This is a genomic window from Halomonas pelophila (assembly GCF_040196315.1).
In the GTDB taxonomy this organism is placed as follows: Bacteria; Pseudomonadota; Gammaproteobacteria; order Pseudomonadales; family Halomonadaceae; genus Halomonas; species Halomonas pelophila.
This window is the reverse complement of sequence record NZ_JBEGCI010000008.1, coordinates 101,346-122,313: the sequence shown is the minus strand read 5'-3', so window position 1 is coordinate 122,313 and position 20,968 is coordinate 101,346. Positions and strand designations below refer to the sequence as shown.

Below are 20,968 nucleotides of genomic sequence, written 5' to 3'. Positions count from 1 at the left end.
GCCCGGAGCTGCCTTGATGGCACTCCGGGGATGCGTTGCTGAATGGAGAGGCATGATGAGCGACTACTCACCCGCCCGGCCGTGTCGCCTCGAGGCGGTGCCGGGCTGGGACATCGAGACCGACGTCGCCGTCGTCGGCTTCGGCGCAGCGGGCAGCTGCGCGGCCCTCGAGGCCCGGGCGGCGGGCGCCGAGGTGGCGGTGTTCGAGGTCGCCTCGGCGGGGGGCGGCAGCGCCGCCTGGTCCGGCGGCGAGGTCTATGTCGGCGGCAGCGGCGGCACCGAGGTGCAGCGCGCGGCGGACTTCCCCGACACCACCGAGGCCTTCGAACGCTACTTGACCATGGCCGGCGGACCGGCGGCCGACGCCGAGCGGGTGGCGCTCTATGCCCGCCACGGCGTCGAGCACTTCGAGTGGCTCAAGGCCCAGGACGTGCCCTTCAAGGGCACCTACCTGCCGGGCAAGTGGATCGAGCCGACCACCGACGATACCCTGCTGTGGTCCGGCAGCGAGCAGGCCTGGCCGTTTCGCGACCAGGCCGCGCCGGCGCCCCGGGGCCACACCGCCCGCCACGTCGGTTGGGGCGGCGGCAAGGTGCTGATGCAGGCGCTCTGCGAGCGGGCCGAGGAAACGGGCGCCCGGGTTCATGTCGGCGCCCGGGCGCTGTGCCTGATCGTCGATGCCGAGGGCGCGGTATGCGGCCTGGTGGTGCGGCTCGACGGGCGAGCGCAGTACGTGCGGGCCCGCGGCGGCGTGGTGCTGTGCGCCGGGGGCTTCATCACCAACCGCGCGATGGTGGAGCGCTTCGCCCCCGAGGCGCTGGCCTGCCGGCAGGTGGTCAGCGGCGGCCACGACGACGGCGTCGGCATCCGCATGGGCATCAGCGTGGGCGGTGCGACCCTCAACATGCAGGAGTTCTTCGCCACACTGCCGTTCTTCCCGCCGGAATCCCTGGTCAAGGGCATCTTCGTGAATACCCGCGGCCAGCGCTTCATCAACGAGGACTGCTACCACGGCCGGGTCGCGCACTATGTGCTGCGCCAGCCCGAGCGCAAGGCCTGGCTGCTGGTCGACAACGCCATCTTCGCCCGCCCGGTGATCGAGCCCGACATCGAGATCGCCGCGGTGGGGGAGAGCTGGGAGGAGGTGGCCCGCGAGCTCGGCCTGCCCGAGGGGGCGCTCGAGCACAGCGTGGCGGAGTTCAACCGCCGCGCCGCGGCGGGAGAGGATCCCGACTTCCATAAGGCCGCCGAGTGGCTGCGTCCGCTCGATGAGCCGCCCTTCGCCGCGCTGGCCTATTCGCCGGAGGACACCGACTTCCACGCCTTCACCCTCGGCGGGCTCGCCACGCGCCCGGAGGGCGAGGTGCTGGACGCCGACGGTGCCGCCATCGCCGGGCTCTACGCCGCCGGGCGCACCGCCTGCGGGCTGCCGCGCTGGGGCGAGGGCTACAGCTCGGGGCTGTCGCTCGGCGACTCCACCTTCTTCGGGCGACGGGCCGGGCGCCAGGCGGCACGACGGGCGGGCGCGGGGCTCGTCCATGCGGACGAGGCGTTGCCCTCGGCCTCCACCTAGGGTGAACACATGGCCGCCGGCCGCGGCCGGCAAGCGAGCACAACACAAGGGCAAGCCATGAACGATAACGATAAAGAGGCGTTTCGCCAGCAGGTGCGGGAGTGGCTCGAGGCCAACTGCCCGCCGTCACTGCGTACGCCGACCCCGGAAGACGAGATGGTCTGGGGCGGCAGCCGGGTCGAGTTCAAGACCGAGGACCAGCGCCTGTGGTTCGAGCGCATGCGCGATCGCGGCTGGTTCTGTCCGGACTGGCCCCTCGAGTACGGCGGCGGGGGCCTCTCGTCGGACGAGACCACGATCCTCGAGGGCGAGCTGCGCCGGCTGGGCTGCCGGCCGGCGCAGATCAACCTGGGCATCTGGATGCTCGGCCCGGTGCTGCTGGAGTTCGGCAGCGAGGAGCAGAAGCGTCGCCTGCTGCCGCCCATGGCCCGCGGCGAGATCCGCTGGTGCCAGGGCTTCAGCGAGCCCGGCGCCGGCTCGGACCTGGCCAACATCGGCACCACGGCGCGCGACGCCGGCGATCACTTCGTGGTCGACGGCACCAAGATCTGGACCTCCTACGGCGACAAGTCCGACTGGATGTATGCCCTGGTCCGGACCGACCGGGAGGCCTCCAAGCACCGCGGCATCAGCCTGGTGGTGCTGGACATGCACGCCCCCGGGGTGAGCGTGGCGCCGATCGATCTGATCAGCGGCAAGTCCTCGTTCTGCCAGGTGTTCTTCGACGGCGTCGAGGTGCCCAAGGAGAACCTGATCGGGCCGCTCAACGGCGGCTGGGCGCTGGCCAAGGCGCTGCTGCAGCACGAGCGCAGCGCGATGTCGAAGTTCGGCGAGTTCAGCCTGCCCACGCATTTTGACCTCATGCCGCTGATCCGCGACTACCTGCCCGAGGCGCAGACCCCGGCGGAGGTGGCCCTCGAGGCCCGCGCCAACGCCTGCGCCATGGAGGAGGCGGCCTACGGCCTGACCGTGCAGCGCATGACCGACGAGGCCCGGGCCGAGCAGGACGTCACCGGGCTCGCGGCGATCATGAAGCTGGTGCACACCGAGCAGGAGCGCGTGAAGTTCGAGGTGCTGCTCGATGCCATGGGCTATCGGGCCCTCGGTTGGGCGGGTGCTCCCTTCACCGACCGCGAGCAGGCCATCACCAAGGCCTGGCTCAACAGCTTCACCCAGACCATCGCCGGCGGCTCGTCGGAGGTGCAGCTCAACGTCATCGCCAAGCGCGTGCTGGGCCTGCCGGACGCGGGAAAAGGAGCCTCATCATGAGCCTGGTCTATTCCGAGGAACAGCGGCTGCTGGCCGATACCGCCCGGGACTTCCTCGCCGAGCAGAGCCCGGTGAGCGCCCAGCGCGCCCTGCGTGATCGCGGCGATGCCCTGGGCTTTTCGCCCGAGCTGTGGGCGAGCATGGTCGAGCTCGGATGGAGCGCGATCCCCTTCTCCGAGGCCTATGGCGGGCTCGAGTTCGGCGTCACCGGGCTCGGCGCGGTGTGCGAGGCGCTCGGCCATCACCTCAGCCCCTCGCCGATGGTCTCCAGCGTGGCGCTGGCCGGGGCGGTGCTGGAGCAGGCCGGTTCGGCCGACCAGCGCAACGACTGGCTGCCGCTGCTGATCCAGGGCGAGGCGCGCCTGGCCCTGGCGGTGGACGAGGGCGCTCGCCACGACCCGCGCCGCCTGGCGCTCTCGGCGCGTCGCGACGGTGACGGCTATCGGCTCACCGGCGAGAAGGTCATGGTGCTCGACGGCCACGGCGCCGATGGCTGGATTGTCGCCGCGCGCACCTCCGGCGAGCCCGGCGAGGCGGCCGGCGTGAGCCTCTTCCTGGTGCCCGCCGACACCCCGGGGGTGACGCTCACCCGGCTGTCGCTGATCGACGCGCGCAACGCCGTCAACCTGCGCCTCGACGACGTCACCCTCGAGGCGGGCTGCCGGCTGGGCGAAGAGGGCGAGGGGCTGGCGCCGCTGGAGGCCGCCCTGGATCGCGGCCGGGTGTGCCTGGCCGCCGAGATGCTCGGCGCCTGCGACGCCCTGTTCGCCATGACCCTGGAGTACCTCAGGACCCGGGTGCAGTTCGACGTGCCGATCGGCAGCTTCCAGGCGCTGCAGCATCGCGCCGCCTGGTTGCACGTCGAACTGGCGCTGGCTCGCAGCACCCTGATGGCGGCGCTGGACGCCCTCGACCGCGACGCCCACGACGCCCCGGCGCTGGTCAGCCTGGCCAAGTGGAAGGTCGGCACCATGGCCGACCGGGTCGGCAACGAGGCCGTGCAGCTCCACGGCGGCATCGGCGTTACCGACGAGCTCGATGTGGGGCTCTACCTCAAGCGCCTGCGGGTCGCCCAGGCGAGCCTCGGCGACGCCGACTATCACGCCCGGCGCTATGCCGAGCTCGCCCGTTCCTGATACCTGTTCTCGATACCCGTTCTCGATACCCATGCCTGACCTGGAGTCTACGATGTCCTTCTCTCTCAAGCTCTCGGCCTGGCTGCTGGCGGCGCTGCCGCTGGCCGCCCACGCCGAGGCCCCGCAGCCGATCCCGCTGCCGCCGGTCCAGTCGAGCACCGTGCTCGGCGAGACCACCCAGGGCGAGATCCGCTTCGCCTCTCATACGCCCTACGACTTCGACGTGCTGCTCGAGCATTTCGATGCCGCCCCCGCGACCACCAGCGTCGGCACGCTCTTCCTGCCCCATGGCGCCAGCGCGGAGGAGCCGGTGGCGGCGATGGTGGTGCTGCCTGGCAGCGGCGGCATCAAGCCGGGGCGCGAGATGGCCTACGGCGAGATGCTGAAGAACGCCGGCCACGCGGCCCTGGTGGTGGATTACTATCGCTCCCGCGGGGTCGCCGAGTCGGTGCCCTACGCGCTCAAGACCATCAACGTCACCGAGTACGACGTGGTGACCGATGCCTATGCGGCGCTGCGCGCGCTGGGCGAACACCCTGCCGTCGACGCCTCGCGGGTCGGAGTGATGGGCATGTCCTACGGCGGCATGGCCGCGCGCCTGGCCATGGATAGCCGCGTGCGCGCGGTACTGGGCGACGACCTGTCGCCCTTCGCCGCCCACGTCGACGTCTACGGGCCCTGCTTCCAGGACTACCGGATCGCCCGCACCACCGGCGCGCCCCTGCTGACCCTGCGCGGCGGTGAGGATGCCTCCAACGACCTGGTGGCCTGTGCGCGCCGCGAGGGGAGCCTGCGCGAGGCGGGCAGCGAGGTCGCCGCGGTGGTCTTCGCCGGCGCCGGCCACGCCTGGGAGAACCTGGAGCCGCGCCACGAGAACGCCTCGGCCTATGTCCAGGGCTGCGAGATGGTGTTCGACGATCGGGGCCTGCCGAGCGTCAACGGCCAGGCGCTGATCGGCCCGGAGCTGGCGCGGGATCGGAAGACGCGTTTCAGCCAGCGGCTCAAGAGCGGCGAGCCGTTCGCCGACTGCGTCAAGCGCGGCTATATCGTCGGCCGCGACGAGGCGGTCAAGCGCGCCTCCGACCGCGAGCTGCTGCGCTTCATCGACAAGACGCTGGCGCCGACGACCTCCTGATCCCGATCTGACTTCGATCACCCGTCCCGCAACGCTAACGGCCGCCCCGAGGGGCGGCCGTTAGCGTTGGCGCATAGGGTTGGTACAACGCAAAGCGGGATCGGCGGCCCTACACCGCCAGGCCGGCCTCCAGGCCACCGCGCATCGCGCCCTCGATATAGCCCAGCCGCTCACCATCGCCGATGGCGGTCACTGGCACCCCGGCGGCCTCGAGCGAACGGGCCAGGCGATCGTCGGGCTCGGCGCCGAGGGCCAGTACCACCGAGTCGCAGGCGGCCGCGTGCCGCTCGCCCTCGGCGTCCACGTAGTGCACCGCCGCCTCGTCGATGGCCTCGACGCTCACCTGCTTGTGCATGGCGACCTCGTGACGCTCGAGCCCGGCGAGCACCCGCCAGCGCCGCACGATGGCGATCTCGGCGCCGAGGTCGGGGCCGGGCTCCAGCACCGTGACCCTGCGGCCCCGGTCGACCAGGAACTCGGCCAGCTCGAGGCCGACCAGGCCGCCGCCGACGATCACCACCCGCTTGCCCAGCGGCATCCACAGCTTGGAGAGCTTCTGCATCGCCTCGCTGCTGCCGGTGATGCCGGTGAGGCTGCCGGACTTGAGCATCATGCGCTGGGTGAGGCTCAGCTTGCGCTTGGCGATCTCCTCGCCTTCGCCGGTGAGCACCAGGCGCAGCTCGTCACCGGACCAGACGTGGCGCGCCTCGGCCCCGGGCAGGCCCGGCGGGGCGCGCCGCGCGCCGCTGGCGACGATCACCTCGTCCGCGCCGAGCTCGGTAACCAGTTCGGGCGTGGCCTCGGTGCCCAGGCGCACGTCGATGGGCAGCTGGCGCACCTGGGCCAGCAGGTAGTCGAGCAGCGGGCCGTTCTCGGCGTAGGCCAGGGCGGCGAAGAACAGCGTGCCGCCCAGGCGCTGGCCACGTTCGACCAGCGTCACCCGGTGGCCGCGCAGCGCGGCGACCCGGGAGGCCTCGAGACCCGCCGGCCCGCCGCCGACCACCAGCACGTGGCGCGCGCGGTCGCTCTTGATCAGCGCGCGCTCGGCCTCATGGCCGGTCATGGGGTTGACCGCGCACTTGACCCGCTCGTTGACGAAGATCTGGCTAACGCAGGCGTAGCAGTAGATGCAGGGCCGGATGTCCTGGGGGCGATTCTCCTCGAGCTTCAACGGCAGCTCGGGGTCGGCCAGCAGCTTGCGGGCCATGGCCACGAAGTCGCAGCGCCCCGCGCCGACCGCCTCGTCGGCGACGTCCGGCTCCAGGCGGCCCACGGCGATGACGGGAATGCTCAGCGCTCGGGTGAACTGCTCGGCCCAGTCGAGAAAGCCGGCCGGCTGATGCACCAGCGGGGCCTCGGTGAAGGCGTCGCCGCGGTTGACGTTGGCATAGGCCGAGACGCTGACCGCATCGACCCCCGCCCGCTCGGCCAGGCGCGCCACGGCGAGGGCGTCCTCCAGGGTGATGCCGCCCGGGGTGCGCAGCTCCTCGGCGTCCAGGCGCAGCCACAGCGGGTAGTCTTCGCCGACCCGGGCACGCACGGCGGCGATGATCTCCAGCAGCAGCCGGGCGCGGTTCTCGAGCGAGCCGTTGTACTCGTCGTCGCGCTGGTTGAAGTAGGGCGAGAGGAAGCCGGCGATGATGTAGGTGTGGGCGGCGTGGAGCTCCACGCCGTCGAAGCCGGCGCGCTTTGCGCGCTCGGCGGCGGCGGCGAACCACTCGACCATCTGGGCGATGTCGTCGTGATCCATCACGCGCAGCTTCACGCCGCCGCCCTCGCGGCCCTTCGAGGAGCTGATGAAGACGCCCAGCTCCTCGCGGGTCAGGGCGTTAAACATGTCGGTCTTCGAGGCCGGCGGCATCGAGGGCACCCACAGCTCGCGTCCCTCGGCCATGTCGCGCACCGCGGTCTTGCCGGCATGCTGCAGCTGCATGGCGATCTTCGCGCCGTGGCGGTGGACCCGCTCGGCCAGCCGCGTCAGGCCGGGCAGGAAGGCATCGGAGGAGACGCCGACCTGGTAGGGCTCTGCGGTGCCGGCGGGGTAGGCCACCGCGCAGACGCCCATGGTCAAGAGGCCGGCGCCGCCCCGGGCGCGCGCCTCGTAGTAGGCCTGGATGCGCTCGCCGCAGTGGCCGTCGGCCTCGGCGAAGTTCGAGCCCATCGGCGCCATGACGATGCGGTTCTTCAGCGCCAGGTTGCCGATGCGGCCCGGCGAGAGCAGGTGTCGGTAATTGTTCTTGGTCATCTTCTTGGGTCCCTCTTGTCCCGGAAGGGAGGGGCCGCCGGCATGTGCCAGCGGGTTCCAGCCCGGCGAATCCATCATGTCGTCGTCCCCGTGCGTGCCACCGATCCGCTCGACCGGCGCCGTCGCGTGGCGCCTTCACCCATGATGCAGGAAGTCGAGGCAGGTGCGGTTGAAGAGCGCCGCGTGCTCGACCTGCACCCAGTGGCCGCAGCGGTTGAGCATCACGAAGCGTGCCTCGGGGGCGTGGTCGAGGAACTTCTGCGCGCCGCCCACCGGGTTGAAGCGGTCATTGGTGCCCCAGAAGCCCAGCAGCGGGCAGGTCAGCTCGCCCAGGCGCTCGGTCATGTCCGGCACCATCATGGTCGAGAAGAGGTTGGCCGGCTGGCTTGGCGCCACGGCGGCGCGCTCGGCGAGCAGAGTGTCGTCGAGCTGGGAGCTGTCGTAGAGCTGCAGGGTCATCACCTCGCGCATCTCCTCTACGCCCATCGGGCCACGGCCGAACACCTCGACCATGCGCTGGATGCCCTCCATCTCGAAGTAGGTCTCGCGGGCCTCCACGCCGCCCGGGGCCATCAGGATCAGCCGCTCGACGCGTTGCGGATGCGCGAGCGCCTGGCCCAGGGCGATGGCGCCGCCCAGCGAGTTGCCGAGCAGGGTGCAGCGCGCGATGCCCAGCGCCGAGAGGAAGCCGTTCACCGCGTCGACGAAGAAGTCGAGATGGTACTCGACGTCGGCCGGCTTGTCGGAGCGGCCGAAGCCCGGCAGGTCGAGCACCAAGTTGCGAAAGCCCGCCTCGGTGAAAGCGGGGTAGTTGCCCTTGAAGTTGCTGTAGCCGCTGGCGCCGGGGCCGCTGCCGTGCAACCACACCACCACCGGGGCCTCGCCCTCGTCCAGCTTGCCCTCGTCCAGATAGTGCAGGCGCAGGCCGCTAGCGAGGCGTACGTAGTGCCCTTCCGGCAACGGTAGATCCTGTGTGGCCATCTCGCTTCCTCCTCGTGGTGTCGTGTGCCACGAACCATCGTCAGTGCCGGCCCCATGAGCGGCATCGTCCGTTCAGACCAGTTGCCCGAGCCCTCTCTGCTGGGCGCCGGGGGCAGGTCGAAGTGAGGTTCCTTTGCCATGGGTGAGGCGAATTCGCCGAACGGGCTGGCCATGGATGGCCAGCACCGGTCCTGCAAGCGGAGCAGGATGCGAGGGCGCCGCAGGGCAAAAGGTAGCGCCCAGGGAGGGGTTCACAGCGCCCTCACGATGGTCCGGCACTCCGGGGCCTGCCGCCGGAAAAGCCCTGGCGAAAACGCCTTGAAACGCCCGCTTAGTCTTATCGGACGATTTGCCGGGCCGCGGCTTCTTCGATGATGGGCGCCATAGAAGGGGCCGTTCCCCCACGGAGCGGCCGGTCCAGCGCAGATTCGGAGGACGACGAGATGCAGCATCGAGGCAAGGTGGTAGTGGTGACCGGCGCCGGCCAGGGGATGGGGCGAGCCATCGTCGAGCGCTTCGCCCAGCAGGGCGCCAGCGTGGTGGCGCTGGACATCAACGAGGCCGCGGCCCGGGAGACGGCGAGCCTGGCCGGCGAGGGCGTGATCGGCCTGGCCTGCGACATCGCCAACGCCGACGCGGTCAAGGCGGTGATGGAGGAGGTCGTCGAGCGCTACGGCCGCCTCGACGCCCTGGTCAACAATGCCGGCATGGGCTCGGTGGACGCCTTTCTGGAGACCCCTGACGAGACCTGGGAGAAGGTCATCGGCGTCAACCTGACCGGCACCTTCCTGTGCTGCCGGGAGGGCGCGCGGCTGATGCAGAAGGGCGGCCGCGGCGGGGCGATCGTCAACGTCTCGAGCTCCGCGGTGCTCTCCGGCGAGGGGCCGAGCCACTACTGCGCCTCCAAGGCCGGCATCATGGGCCTGACCCGCAGCATCGCCCGCGAGCTGGCGCCCGACGGCATCCGCGTCAACACCCTGGTGCCGGGGCCCACCAAGACCCCGATGATGGCCGACATTCCCGAGGAGTGGACACAGGCGATGATCAACGCCATCCCCCTGGGGCGCATGGGCGAGCCCGACGAGGTGGCCCGGGTGGCCTCCTTCCTGGCCAGCGACGACGCCAGCTTCATGACCGGCCAGAACGTCGGCGTCAACGGCGGCATGGTGTTCCTGTAGGGGGGGGTCGAACATGGCGAACGAGACTATCGAGGCTCGCCTGGCGAGGCTCGAGGCGATCGACGAGATCCGCCAGCTGGCGGCCAAGTATGCGCTGTCGCTGGACATGCGCGACCTGGACGCCCACGTCGGGCTGTTCGCGCCCGACATCCGCGTCGGCCGCGAGCGCCAGGGCAGGGCGCACCTCAAGGCCTGGGTCGATGACACCCTGCGCCACCAGTTCACCGGCACCTCGCACCACCTGGGTCAGCACATCATCGAGATGGTCGATGCCGACCACGCGGTGGGGGTCGTCTACTCCAAGAACGAGCACGAGACCGGCGCCGAGTGGGTCACCATGCAGATGCTCTACTGGGACGACTACGAACGCATCGACGGCCGCTGGTGCTTTCGTCGCCGGCTGCCCTGCTACTGGTACGCCAGCGACCTCAATCGGCCGCCGATCGGCGACATGAAGATGCGCTGGCCCGGTCGCGAGCCCTACCCCGGCACCTTCCACGACCTCTTTCCCAGCTGGAAGGAGTTCTGGGCCGAGCGGCCCGACAAGGAGACGCTGCCCGAGGTGGCCAGCCCCGCGCCCCTCGAGCGTTTCCTCATCACCATGCGCCGGGACGCCCCGGCGCCACGGATCCGGGTGCGCTGAGGCGCCGCCCGGGATGGCACGAGCAGGGCAAGGGAGACTGACAGGATGAACAACAATCAAACGGCGGCCCTGGAGCGCCCCCTCGGTCAGCAGGCACCCGCCGCGGTCCCGATGGAGGAGACCCAGGCCAAGATGGACCGACGGGCGCGGGCGGCGCTGATCCGCCCCGATGAGGCCTACACCCTCGCCGACCGGCTGGAGGAGCAGGCGGCGCGCTTCGCCGACCGCCCGCTTCTGATGTATGGAAAGCGGCGACTGAGCTACGCGGAGGTCGATGCCCGGGCCAACCAGGTGGCGAGGGTGCTCGCCGCCCGCGGTCTCACCCGCGGCGACGTCTGCGCCCTGGCGATGGAGAACCGTCCGGAGTTCTTCTGCGTCTGGTTCGGCATGGTCAAGCTCGGCGTGGTGGTCGCCTTCATCAATACCCAGATCAGCGGCGCGCCGCTGGCCCATGCGCTGGCCACCACCGAAGCCAAGGCGGCGGTGGTGGGCCAGGAGTGCCTGGACAACTTCCTGGACCGTGACGGCGGCGGCGGCGACGGCGACGATGAGCGGACCGCGCTGCCGCTGTGGCTGCTCGAGGACCCCGAGCTGGCGCCGCCGGCGAGCCTGCCCGAGGGCGTCGAGGCGATGCTCGGCGACGAGCTCCAGGCCGCTTCCAGCGAGGCCGTGCCCGCCAGCTGGCGAGAGGGCATCACCGCCGAGACGCCGACGCTGCTGATCTTCACTTCCGGCACCACCGGCCTGCCCAAGGCCGCCATCTACAGCCACATGCGCTGGCTGTCGTCGGGGGACGTGATGGTCGAGACCATCGGCGCCGCGCCGGAGGACGTCTTCTACTGCTGCCTGCCGCTCTATCACGGCGCCGCCGCCACCTCGGTGACCTCCACGGCGCTCAAGGCCGGCGCGGCGATCGCCGTGCGCCGCCGCTTCAGCGTGCGCGAATTCTGGCCCGACCTGCGTCGCTACGGGGTCACGGTCTGCCAGTACATCGGCGAGATCTGCCGCTACCTGCTCAACCACCAGGCCGAGGCCGGGGATCATCGCCTGCGCTGCATGATGGGCGCCGGGCTGACCGCCGAGTCCTGGCAGCGCTGGGTGGCCCGCTTCGGCCACATGGACATCTTCGAGGGCTGGGGGTCCACCGAGGCCAACACCAACCTGATCAACCTCGACAACCGCATCGGCGCCTGCGGCCGGGTGCCGGACTGGGACAAGACCAACTTCCGCTTGATCCGCTTCGACATCGAATCGGAGACCCACGTGCTCGACGAGGAGGGCTTCTGCATCCCCTGCGAGGTGGACGAGGTGGGCGAGGGCGTCGGCATGATCCTCGACCAGGCGCGCTTCGAGGGGTATACCTCCCCCGAGGCCACCGAGCAGAAGATCCTGCGCAACGTCTTCCGCGACGGCGATGCCTACTGGCGCTCCGGGGACCTGCTGCGCTACGACGAGGACCGCTACTTCTACTTCGTCGACCGCATCGGCGATACCTTCCGCTGGAAGAGCGAGAACGTCTCGACCCAGGAGGTGGCGGCGGCCCTGGACGACTTCGCCGGCGCCGAGCTGATCAACATCTACGGCGTGCAGGTGCCCGAGCACGAGGGGCGAGCCGGCATGGCCGCCATCGTCATGCAGCCGGGCCAGGCGTTCGACCCCGAGGCGTTCTACGCGCTCACCGAGCGGCGCCTGCCGCGCTACGCCGCGCCGCTGTTCGTGCGGGTGGCCTCGGATGCGGACATGACCACCACCTTCAAGCTGCGCAAGGTGGACCTGCAGCGCCAGGGCTACGACCCCGAGCGCTGCGGCGATCCACTCTACCTGCGCGATGATCGGGAGGGCAGCTATCGGCCCTATTCCCGCGAGCTGCTCGACGCCCTGGGCCTGCCGCCGTTTCGTGGCTGAGGCGAATCCAACAAGAAGGAAGGACACATGACGGGATTGAGAGGCAACGCCGCCATCGTCGGGGCGGCCCAGTACAAGCCGGAGAAGTACCAGACCGCGCCACAGATGTTCCATCTGGAGCAGGTCGCCGACCTGGCCGGCCAGGCGCTTGCGGATGCGGGCCTCGAGGCCTCCGACCTCGACGGCCTGGTGATCAACGGCCCGCACTTTCACGAGGCCTCGGTGTTCGTGCCGGCCATGGCCGCCGAGTACCTGGGCATCAACGTCAACTTCGCCGAGGTCGTCGACCTGGGCGGCTGCACGCCGGTGGGCATGGTGTGGCGCGCCGCCGCCGCCATCGAGATGGGGCTGTGCGAGGCGGTGCTCTGCGTGCTGCCGGCGCGCATGGCGCCGTTCGGGCCCGACGAGGACCCGGCCTGGATGGCTCAGGCGATGCGCTACGGCGGCCACAGCACCGCCTTCGGCGCGCCCGAGGCGGAGTTCGACCTGCCCTACGGCCACATGGGCCAGAACACCGGCTACGCGATGATCGCCCAGCGCTATGCGGCGCGCTACGGCTACGATCCCCGGGCCATGGCCAAGATCGCCGCCGATCAGCGCACCAACGCCCTGGCCAACCCCCAGGCGATCTTCCACGGCCAGCCGCTCAGCATCGACGACGTGCTGGCCAGCAAGCTGGTCGCCGACCCGCTGCGGGTGCTGGAGATCGTCATGCCGGTGGCCGGCGGCGCCGCGGTGATCGTCACCTCCAAGGAGGTGGCGGCGCGCACTCGCCATCGCCCGGCCTTCCTCAAGGGCTTCGGCGAGCACCTGGCCTTCAAGTCGCCCTCCCATGCGCCGGAGATGACCGACACCCCGATCGGCGTGGCGGCGCGCAAGGCCTTCTCGATGGCCGGCGTGAAGTCCTCGGACATGGACGCCGCCCAGATCTACGACTGCTACACCATCACCGTGCTGCTGACCCTGGAGGACGCCGGCTTCTGTCCCAAGGGCGAGGGCATGCCCTTCGTGCGCGAGCACGACCTGACCTGGCGGGGCAATTTCCCGCTCAATACCCACGGCGGCCAGCTCAGCTTCGGCCAGGCCGCGGCGGCCGGCGGCATGTCCCAGGTCATCGAGGCCTTCACCCAGATCGCCGGACGCGCCGAGGATCGCCAGCTCAAGCGCTGCGACCAGGTATTCGTCAGCGGCACCGGTGGAGTGATGAGTGAACAGGGCGCACTGATTCTGCAAGGGAGCTAAGACATGGCGATGCAAAAACCGCTGCCGGTGGCCACCGAGATCAGCCGCCCGTTCTGGGACGGCCTCAAGCAGGGGCAGGTGATGCTGCCGCGCTGCGACGACTGCCAGACCTGGATCTTCTATCCGCGCCGCCATTGCACGAGCTGCTTCTCCCAGCGGCTGAGCTGGCAGGCGGTGAGCGGCCAGGGCCGGCTCTACAGCTACACCCTGGCGCGGATCCCGACCCTGCCGGAGTTCGCCGACGAGTCGCCCCAGGCGCTGGCGGTGGTGGAGCTCGACGAGGGCGTGCGCATGAACGCCACCCTGGTGGGCCTCGCCGAGGACGAGATCGAGATTGGCATGGCGCTGGCGCCGGTGTTCGCCCGGGTCAACGCCCGCGGCGACACCCTGCTGCGCTTCACCGTCCCGGGCCGCGAGGGACACCGCGACGAGACGCCGATCCTGGCGGTGGGCGATGACGGCAAGCGGCAGGTGCCCTTCGACGACGGCGCGGCGCTGGCGAGCCTGGTGACCGGCGAGTTCGGCGGCTGGAGCAACGAGCTCACCGTCGACCAGGCGCTGGTCAACCGCTTCGCCGACCTCTCCGGCGATGACTACTGGCTGCACACCGATCCCGAACGCGCCGAGCGGGAGAGCCCCTATGGCACCACCATCGCCCACGGCGCCCTGGTCCAGGTGCTGCAGTCGCGGCTGAGCATCCCGCTGGACTTCGAGCTCACCGGGTACTCCACCATGGTCAACTACGGCTCGGATCGCCTACGCTTCCCGGCGCCGGTGCCGGTGGGCTCGCGGGTCCACGCTCGCGCCCGGGTCAAGGACGCCGAGCCGACCCGCAAGGGCACCCAGCTGACCCTCGAGGTGCACACCCACGTAGTGGGCGAGGAGCGCCCCTCGGTGATCAACGACCTGGTGATCCTGTATCGCTGACCACAGGCTCCCATGTCTGCCAATCGCTGGGTTCCGGGGAATGGCGTAGCGAAGGTCTTTTGCCATGGATGGCAAAAGTAGCTCCCAGGGGGGGTACAGCGCCTTCGCGGAGATATTTCCCGGAACATGCTTCTCTGTCGATGGGAATCTCGAGCGGGGGTAGAGGTAGGTATGCAAGACATCGCCAGGCGCCTGCAAGGCAAGATCTGCGTGGTCACCGGGGCGAGTCGCGGCGTGGGCCGCGGCATCGCCCTGTCGCTGGGTGCGGCGGGCGCCACCGTCTACGTCACCGGCCGCACTCGCCAGGAGGGCGAGGCGCCGCTGCCCGGCACGGTGGGCGCCACCGCCGCCGAGGTAACCCGGCGTGGCGGCCACGGCATCGCCGTGGCCTGCGATCACGCCGACGATGCCCAGGTCGAGGCGCTGTTCGCTCAGGTCGGCCGCGAACAGGGTCGCCTCGACCTGCTGGTCAACAACGCCCTGACCGTGCCCGAGGCGCTGGTGGCGCCCGGTCCCTTCTGGGACAAGCCGCTGGCCATGAGCGCGCTGCTCGACGTCGGCCTGCGCTCCTCCTACGTCAGCAGCTACTTCGCCGCGCCGCTGATGCTCGCGGGCGGCGGGCTGATCGCCTTCACCTCGGCGCCGGGCGCGCGCTGCTACATGCACGGCCCGGCCTACGGCGCCGGCAAGGCCGGGATCGACAAGATGGCCTTCGATATGGCCCACGACCTGCGCCCCCACGGGGTGGCGACCGTCTCGCTTTGGCTCGGCGTGGTGGCCACCGAGCGCACCGCGGCGGTGCTCGCCGCCGAACCGCGCAAGTACGGCCGCGTGGTGCCCGAGTCCGCCGAGTTCCCCGGCCGGGTGCTGGCCGCGTTCTACGCCGACCCCGAGCGCCAGGCCCGCTCCGGCGGGGTCTACTACGCTGCCGAGCTAGCCCGAGAGCTCGGCGTGGTCGACCTCGACGGCCGCCAGCCGCCGTCCTACCGCGCCGCCCTCGGCGGGCCGTTGCCCTTCAGCGACGCCGTGGTGGAATAGCCGGCGCCGGCAACCGGCGCCTTGACTCAGGGAGGGATGACGATGGCCGCGACCTACGATGTGATCGTGGTGGGGGCCGGTTCGGCGGGCTGTGCGGCCGCCTATCGGCTCGCCGTCCGGGGCGCCCGGGTTCTGCTGCTGGAGGCCGGCGGGCGCGATCGCCACCTCGCCATGCGCGTGCCCATCGGCTTCGCCTCGCTGCTCGGCGAGGGCCCGACCAACTGGGGCTATGTGAGCGAACCGGAACCGCATCTCGACGGCCTGCGCGTGCCGCTGCCCCGGGGCAAGGTGCTCGGCGGCTGCAGCAGCATCAACGGCATGGTCTACGTTCGCGGCCAGCGCGAGGACTACGACGCCTGGGCGGCGGCCGGCAATCCCGGCTGGTCCCATGATGAGCTGCTGCCGCTCTTTCGCCGCTCGGTGCGCCACTGGGCCGGGGCGAGCGAGCATCACGGCGGTGACGGACCGCTCGCCGTCAGCCCGGTGGCACGACGGCTGCCGGTGGGCGAGGCCTTCATCGCCGCCGCCGAGCAGGCCGGCATCCCCCGCAACGCCGACTTCAACGGCGCCACCCAGGAGGGCGTGGGCTACTTCGAGGCCACCATCGAGCGCGGTCGCCGCCACAGCAGCGCCCGCGCCTTTCTCGGGCGACCGAGGCCCGCCGGCCTCGAGGTGGTGAGCGGCTTTCATGTCACCCGGTTGGTGATCGAGGGTGGGCGCGCGGTGGCGGTGGAGGGGCGGCGCCGCGGCAAGGGCGCGATCGAGCGCCTCACTGCCGACGAGATCGTGCTCAGCGCCGGCGCCTTCAACTCGCCCCAGCTGCTCGAGCTCTCCGGTATCGGCCAGGCCCGCCGCCTCGAGGCGCTTGATATCCCGGTGCGGGCGGACCTGCCCGGCGTGGGCGAGCATCTCCAGGATCACGCCAACAGCTATCTCTACTTCGCGACCCGCGACTGCGAGACCTACTACGAGCAGGTCCGCGGCCGGCGCCTGCCGCGGACCCTGTTCGACTACCTGGCCCGCCGCGGCGGAATCTTCGCCAACCCGGCCGCCCAGATCGGCGCCTTCCTGCGCCTCGATCCCGAGGCCTCGCGACCGGACGCCCAGATCCACTTCGCGGCGGCCGCCGCCCGGGCCGACGACACCGGCCGGCTCACGCCGATCCCCGGCGTGTGCGCGAGCATCTGCCAGCTGCGACCGGGCAGCCGCGGCAGCGTGCATCTCCGAAGCGCCCGGCCCACGGACGCCCCGGTGATCCGGCTCAACTACCTGAGTCACGAGGATGATCGGCGCTTCCAGCTGGCCGCCGTGCGACGCCTGCGCGAGATCTTCGCCCAGCCGTCGCTGGCGGGGCTGCTCGACGGCGAGCTGGCTCCACTCGCCGGCCTCGATGACGACGCGGCCCTGCTCGCGGGCATCCGCCGGAACCTGGAATCGGTGCACCATCCCGCCGGCAGCTGCCGCATGGGCACCGGGCCCGACGCGGTGGTCGACTCCGCCCTCAGGGTCCACGGCATCGACGGCTTGCGCGTCGCCGACGCTTCGATCATGCCGCGGTTGATCTCTGGCAACACCCACGCGGCCTCGGTGATGATCGGCGAGAAGGTGGCCGACCTGATTGAGCAATAGGTCGCAGGAGCGTTTTCATGGCGGGATTTCCAGCATGGTCTGAACGGACGATGTGATGTTCCACGCCGTTCTAGACGATGCCATAACAAGAAAAACGACTGGAGAGTGTCTGTGATATCCGAACCAAAGGTCACCTGGCGAACCCATTACGCACTCGGCGTTTTGGCCATCATTTATATTTTCAATTATATCGATCGGCTGGTGGTCTCGATCCTGATTGAACCCATCAAGCTCGAATTCGGCGTGTCCGATACGATGATTGGACTGCTTTCCGGTGTCGCCTTCGCGCTTTTCTATACGGTATTTGGGTTGCCCGTCGGGCGCCTTTCCGATCGAATCGGGCGCAAGCCGGTGATCGTCATCGCATGCATTGCCTGGAGCGGGATGACGATGCTTTGTGGGGTGGCGACGAGTTTCGCCATGCTGCTGCTGTTTCGTATCGGCGTGGCCGTCGGCGAGGCAGGAGGGTCGGCACCGTCTGTGGCCATGGTCTCTCAGCTATATCCTGCCCGGCTACGTTCGCGGGCGCTATCCGTGTTTCTGATGGGTCCTGCGATAGGCGCGGTAGTGGGGCTGGGCTTCGGCGGCTGGGTGGCCGAACTTTACGGGTGGCGATGGGCCTTTATCATCATCGGTGCTCCAGGCGTTCTCCTGGGGGGCATTCTCGCTTTGACGGTCAAGGAGCCGAAAGCTTTAGATGATGTCGAGGATAGTGAAAGTGAAACACATGAACCCTTTTTCAAGACAATACTTATATTGTTGAACACCCCCTCCTATGGCTTGATCGTGGCAGCGGGAAGCATAGCCGCGATCGCGGGCTATGCGATCGGTACCTGGAATCCCAGCTTTCTCATTCGCTCCCATGACCTGAGCCTTCAGGAGGCGGGCTTCTTGATGGGAGTGGGGGGCGGTCTGGTTTCTGCTGTCGGAACGCTATGCTGCGGTGCCATGACCGATCGAATGACGGCGAGCAACAGTGGCTGGCAGCTCGGGACGGCCCTGTTGGGAACAGCTCTCAGTATTCCCTTCGGTCTGCTGTTTTTCCTTTGGCCTGACGGTACGGCCTTTTTTTTGGGCAATATGCCGGTGCCCACGGCCTTTCTGTTTTATTTGGGGTTTGCCTTCTTTGGTATATGGTGGGCCGTCCCCTGTTTTGGTGCAATGAGCTGCTTGATACCGGCCAAGCGACTGGCCCAGGCGACCGCCCTGTTCTTCATGGGGACAACCTTGATAGGCGTCGGCCTTGGCCCCTTGATCGTCGGTGTGCTGAGCGATTACTTCAGGGTCACGATCGGTGACGAGGCGTTGCGCTATGCACTGTCCAGCTGTATCGCCCTGTTACTCCTTCCCTGTCTGTGTCTGGCGATCGCCATACCACGCTATCGTCGTGAAGTGGACGACAAAGCGACGGAGGCTCCGTTTAAACCTGCCACTGCCTGATGCTCGACATGTCACCGCCGCTAACAGAGCTGGTGGGCTGACTGACAAGGGGGGGCATGCGCTTCGTGGTATCAACGCAAGTATCGTATCGCCACGTCTAGTCCGATCAAACGATGCTTCTTGTCTCCAGGCTCTCTAGCTTGGAAGGGCGAGTCAGATGGATTTCATCGGGAGGAAGCGGTGATGGCAACGACAGGTATGGGCATCATTGGAGTGGTGGGTGGCACCGGAAATCTGGGTGCAGCGCTGGCTCGACGCTGGGCCAAGGCGGGACATCGAGTGCTGATCGGGTCTCGCGATGCCGAAAGGGCATTGGAAGCGGCTCAGCGGCTAAGTCAAGAGCTCGATATCGAAGTAGGCGGCAGCGATAATCTCAGTGTTGCCAAACAGGCCGAGCTGATCGTGATGGCCGTGCCGTTTGCCTCGCAGGAGGAAGCGCTCGACCAGATTGCCACGGTCGTCCAGGGCAAGGTTCTCGTCGACACCACGGTTCCTCTGGTACCGCCCAAGGTGATGCGCGTCCAGTTGCCCGAGGAAGGCAGTGCCGCCTTGCGAACCCAGCGCCGACTCGGTGACGGTGTGCGCGTCGTTTCGGCCTTCCATAATGTGGCGGCACATAAGCTTACCACCGATGCCGAAGTCGACTGCGACGTGCTGGTATTCGGTGATGACAAGGAGGCTCGCTCGACGGTGGTAGCCCTGGCCAACGATGCGGGGCTGCGCGGCCTTCATGCAGGTGCCCTGGGCAATTCCGCCGCGGCCGAGGCGATGACCTCGATCTTGATCTTCATGAACCGTCACTACCGCGTCGACGGAGCCGGCATCCGGATTACCGGGACGCTGGATCTGGGCGAAGGTAGCTGAGTGAGCGCCATGCTCAGTGGGGTGCATTTTCAGGCGCTACCAAACATCCCCGAGATCTCTCCCGGAGATGACCTGGCGGCCATCATCAGCCAAGCGTTAGAGGACGCGGATCTGATCCTGGAGGACACGAGTGTGCTGGTGGTGGCACAAAAGGTGGTCTCCAAGGCCGAGGGGCGTCTCGTCGATCTCGCCTGTGTGACGCCGACGCCGCGCGCCACGGAGCTGGCCAGGCTGACGGGCAAGGATTCGCGCCTGGTCGAGCTGGTGCTCGAGGAATCCAGCGATGTCTTGCGCGCTGTCCCCGGCGTCATGATTGTTCGCCACCGTCTGGGCTACGTGATGGCTAATGCCGGTATCGATCAATCCAACCTGCCCGACAACGCCTCGGGGCAGCGCGCGCTGCTGCTACCGCGCGATCCCGCTGCCTCGGCGCAGGCGCTTAGCGCTGGACTGGAGACGCGCCAGGGTACCCATCCGGGGATCATCATCAGTGACAGCTTCGGTCGCCCTTGGCGTAACGGCGTGGTCAACGTTGCCCTCGCCTCCGCCGGCGTTCCGGCGTTGATCGACCAGCGCAGCGGCACCGACCGTCACGGGCGAACCCTCCACAATACGCTGATCGCCCATGCGGATGCTATCGCCGCCGGCGCGGCCCTGGTGATGGGAGAGGCGGGGGAAGGGACGCCAGTAGCAGTGGTGAGCGGGTTGTCATTGAGCGACACAGTGGTCGATGCTTCGGCGTTGATCAGGCCTCTCGAATCGGATCTTTTCCAATGACTCATGAACTGCGGAGACATGAACGGATCGTCGCCCTCAGCGGTGGCGTTGGCGGCGCCAAGCTGGCGGAAGGGCTGATGCGTGCCGTCGTGGAAGGCGAGATGACACTGGTCGTCAATACCGGTGATGACTTCAATCACCTCGGACTGCATGTCTGTCCGGATGTCGATACTGCCCTCTATACCTTATCCGGGCTTGCCAATCCGCAAACGGGATGGGGGCGGCGGGACGAAACCTGGTCCTTCATGCAGGCACTGGAACAGTTCGGCGGCGAATCCTGGTTTCGCCTCGGGGATGCCGATCTGGCCCTACACGTGGAACGCACCCGCCGCTTGGCTGCTGGCGAACCGCTGTCCAGCGTTATCAGTGATCTGGCCGAACGCCTCGCCATCCCCGCTCGGATCCTGCCGATGAGTGATGACCCCGTCCGCACCCGGCTCGATACCGAGATCGGTGCTCTGGATTTTCAGCACTACTTTGTTCGTGAGCAATGCCGACCGCGGGTGAACAGCATCGAATTCAAGGGGGCCGAAAAGGCACGCCTTTCACCCGGCGCCGTTCGAGCGCTTGCCGACGAAGACCTCGGGGCCATCATCCTGTGCCCATCCAATCCCTACCTGAGCATCGCCCCCATGCTTGCGGTGCCGAGGATGCGGGAACTGATCCGAAGCGCCGATGTGCCCGTGGTGGCTGTATCACCCTTAGTGGGGGGAGAGGCCGTCAAGGGACCCACCACCAAGATCATGAACGAGCTGGGTCTGTCCGTCAGCGTTCTGCAGATCGTCCAGGACTATGCTGATCTTATCGATGGACTCGTACTCGACAGTCGTGATGCGGGCCTGCGTGATCGGATCGATCTGCCAGTCACCGTTACCGATACTCTCATGCACACGCCCCAGGACCGTCTGCGCGTGGCCAGGGAAACGCTGGCATTTGCCGCTACCCTACGCGGTTGACGCCATACCACTCCCGGTGGCGTCACTGAG

The 20,968-nt window shown here is 68.8% G+C and carries 17 protein-coding genes; 15 read left to right on the top strand and 2 right to left on the bottom strand.

Annotated features, from left to right (window positions below):
• The first annotated feature begins 55 nt into the window (after positions 1-55).
• From ABE957_RS10695 to ABE957_RS10680, 4 genes are read left to right on the top strand one after another with little or no spacing between them, the layout of a single operon-like run.
• Positions 56-1,573: an FAD-dependent oxidoreductase gene (locus ABE957_RS10695; RefSeq protein WP_349758674.1), complete on the top strand. Its 1,518-nt coding sequence runs from the start codon at positions 56-58 to the stop codon at positions 1,571-1,573.
• 57 nt (positions 1,574-1,630) lie between these two features.
• Positions 1,631-2,842 (top strand): acyl-CoA dehydrogenase family protein, encoded by a 1,212-nt coding sequence (locus ABE957_RS10690; protein ID WP_349758673.1) that lies wholly within the window; start codon positions 1,631-1,633, stop codon positions 2,840-2,842.
• On the top strand, positions 2,839-3,978 hold the full coding sequence (locus tag ABE957_RS10685) for an acyl-CoA dehydrogenase family protein (protein WP_349758672.1): 1,140 nt from the start codon (positions 2,839-2,841) through the stop codon (positions 3,976-3,978). The genes ABE957_RS10690 and ABE957_RS10685 overlap by 4 nt, the downstream gene beginning before the upstream one ends.
• A gap of 52 nt (positions 3,979-4,030) precedes the next feature.
• Positions 4,031-5,113 carry a dienelactone hydrolase family protein gene (locus tag ABE957_RS10680; RefSeq protein WP_349758671.1) on the top strand — a complete coding sequence of 361 codons (1,083 nt, stop codon included), beginning with the start codon at positions 4,031-4,033 and terminating at the stop codon, positions 5,111-5,113.
• Between the two features lie 109 nt (positions 5,114-5,222).
• Here the strand turns inward: ABE957_RS10680 and ABE957_RS10675 are convergent, their stop codons facing one another.
• Together ABE957_RS10675 and ABE957_RS10670 are read right to left on the bottom strand one after the other, a co-directional pair.
• Positions 5,223-7,358, bottom strand: coding sequence for an oxidoreductase (locus tag ABE957_RS10675; protein WP_349758670.1), 2,136 nt, complete (start codon positions 7,356-7,358; stop codon positions 5,223-5,225).
• Between the two features lie 135 nt (positions 7,359-7,493).
• Complete coding sequence (locus ABE957_RS10670; RefSeq protein WP_349758669.1) at positions 7,494-8,339, bottom strand: alpha/beta fold hydrolase; 846 nt, start codon at positions 8,337-8,339, stop codon at positions 7,494-7,496.
• Between the two features lie 443 nt (positions 8,340-8,782).
• Here ABE957_RS10670 and ABE957_RS10665 point away from each other — a divergent pair, with 443 nt between their 5' ends.
• From ABE957_RS10665 to cofD, 11 genes are all read left to right on the top strand, one after another.
• On the top strand, positions 8,783-9,517 hold the full coding sequence (locus ABE957_RS10665; RefSeq protein ID WP_349758668.1) for an SDR family NAD(P)-dependent oxidoreductase: 735 nt from the start codon (positions 8,783-8,785) through the stop codon (positions 9,515-9,517).
• A 13-nt stretch (positions 9,518-9,530) separates the two neighbouring features.
• Positions 9,531-10,160, top strand: a complete 630-nt coding sequence (locus ABE957_RS10660; protein WP_349758667.1) for a nuclear transport factor 2 family protein — start codon at positions 9,531-9,533, stop codon at positions 10,158-10,160.
• A gap of 45 nt (positions 10,161-10,205) precedes the next feature.
• Positions 10,206-12,065 carry a long-chain-acyl-CoA synthetase gene (locus tag ABE957_RS10655; protein WP_349758666.1) on the top strand — a complete coding sequence of 620 codons (1,860 nt, stop codon included), beginning with the start codon at positions 10,206-10,208 and terminating at the stop codon, positions 12,063-12,065.
• Positions 12,066-12,092: 27 nt separating this feature from the next.
• A complete protein-coding gene (locus ABE957_RS10650; protein WP_349758664.1) occupies positions 12,093-13,307 on the top strand; it encodes a thiolase family protein in 1,215 nt (404 codons plus the stop codon).
• A 3-nt stretch (positions 13,308-13,310) separates the two neighbouring features.
• Positions 13,311-14,234 (top strand): bifunctional OB-fold nucleic acid binding domain-containing protein/MaoC family dehydratase, encoded by a 924-nt coding sequence (locus tag ABE957_RS10645; RefSeq protein WP_349758663.1) that lies wholly within the window; start codon positions 13,311-13,313, stop codon positions 14,232-14,234.
• 171 nt (positions 14,235-14,405) lie between these two features.
• Positions 14,406-15,272 carry an SDR family NAD(P)-dependent oxidoreductase gene (locus ABE957_RS10640; protein ID WP_349758662.1) on the top strand — a complete coding sequence of 289 codons (867 nt, stop codon included), beginning with the start codon at positions 14,406-14,408 and terminating at the stop codon, positions 15,270-15,272.
• Positions 15,273-15,314: 42 nt separating this feature from the next.
• Positions 15,315-16,901 carry a GMC family oxidoreductase gene (locus tag ABE957_RS10635; RefSeq protein ID WP_349758661.1) on the top strand — a complete coding sequence of 529 codons (1,587 nt, stop codon included), beginning with the start codon at positions 15,315-15,317 and terminating at the stop codon, positions 16,899-16,901.
• Between the two features lie 111 nt (positions 16,902-17,012).
• Positions 17,013-18,341: a spinster family MFS transporter gene (locus ABE957_RS10630; RefSeq protein ID WP_349758660.1), complete on the top strand. Its 1,329-nt coding sequence runs from the start codon at positions 17,013-17,015 to the stop codon at positions 18,339-18,341.
• A 183-nt stretch (positions 18,342-18,524) separates the two neighbouring features.
• Positions 18,525-19,205: an NADPH-dependent F420 reductase gene (npdG, locus tag ABE957_RS10625; RefSeq protein ID WP_349758659.1), complete on the top strand. Its 681-nt coding sequence runs from the start codon at positions 18,525-18,527 to the stop codon at positions 19,203-19,205.
• 9 nt (positions 19,206-19,214) lie between these two features.
• Positions 19,215-19,982, top strand: coding sequence for a coenzyme F420-0:L-glutamate ligase (cofE, locus tag ABE957_RS10620; RefSeq protein WP_349758750.1), 768 nt, complete (start codon positions 19,215-19,217; stop codon positions 19,980-19,982).
• Positions 19,979-20,938, top strand: a complete 960-nt coding sequence (gene cofD / locus ABE957_RS10615; RefSeq protein ID WP_349758658.1) for a 2-phospho-L-lactate transferase — start codon at positions 19,979-19,981, stop codon at positions 20,936-20,938. Before cofE ends, cofD begins: the two co-directional genes overlap by 4 nt.
• The last annotated feature ends 30 nt before the right edge of the window (positions 20,939-20,968 follow it).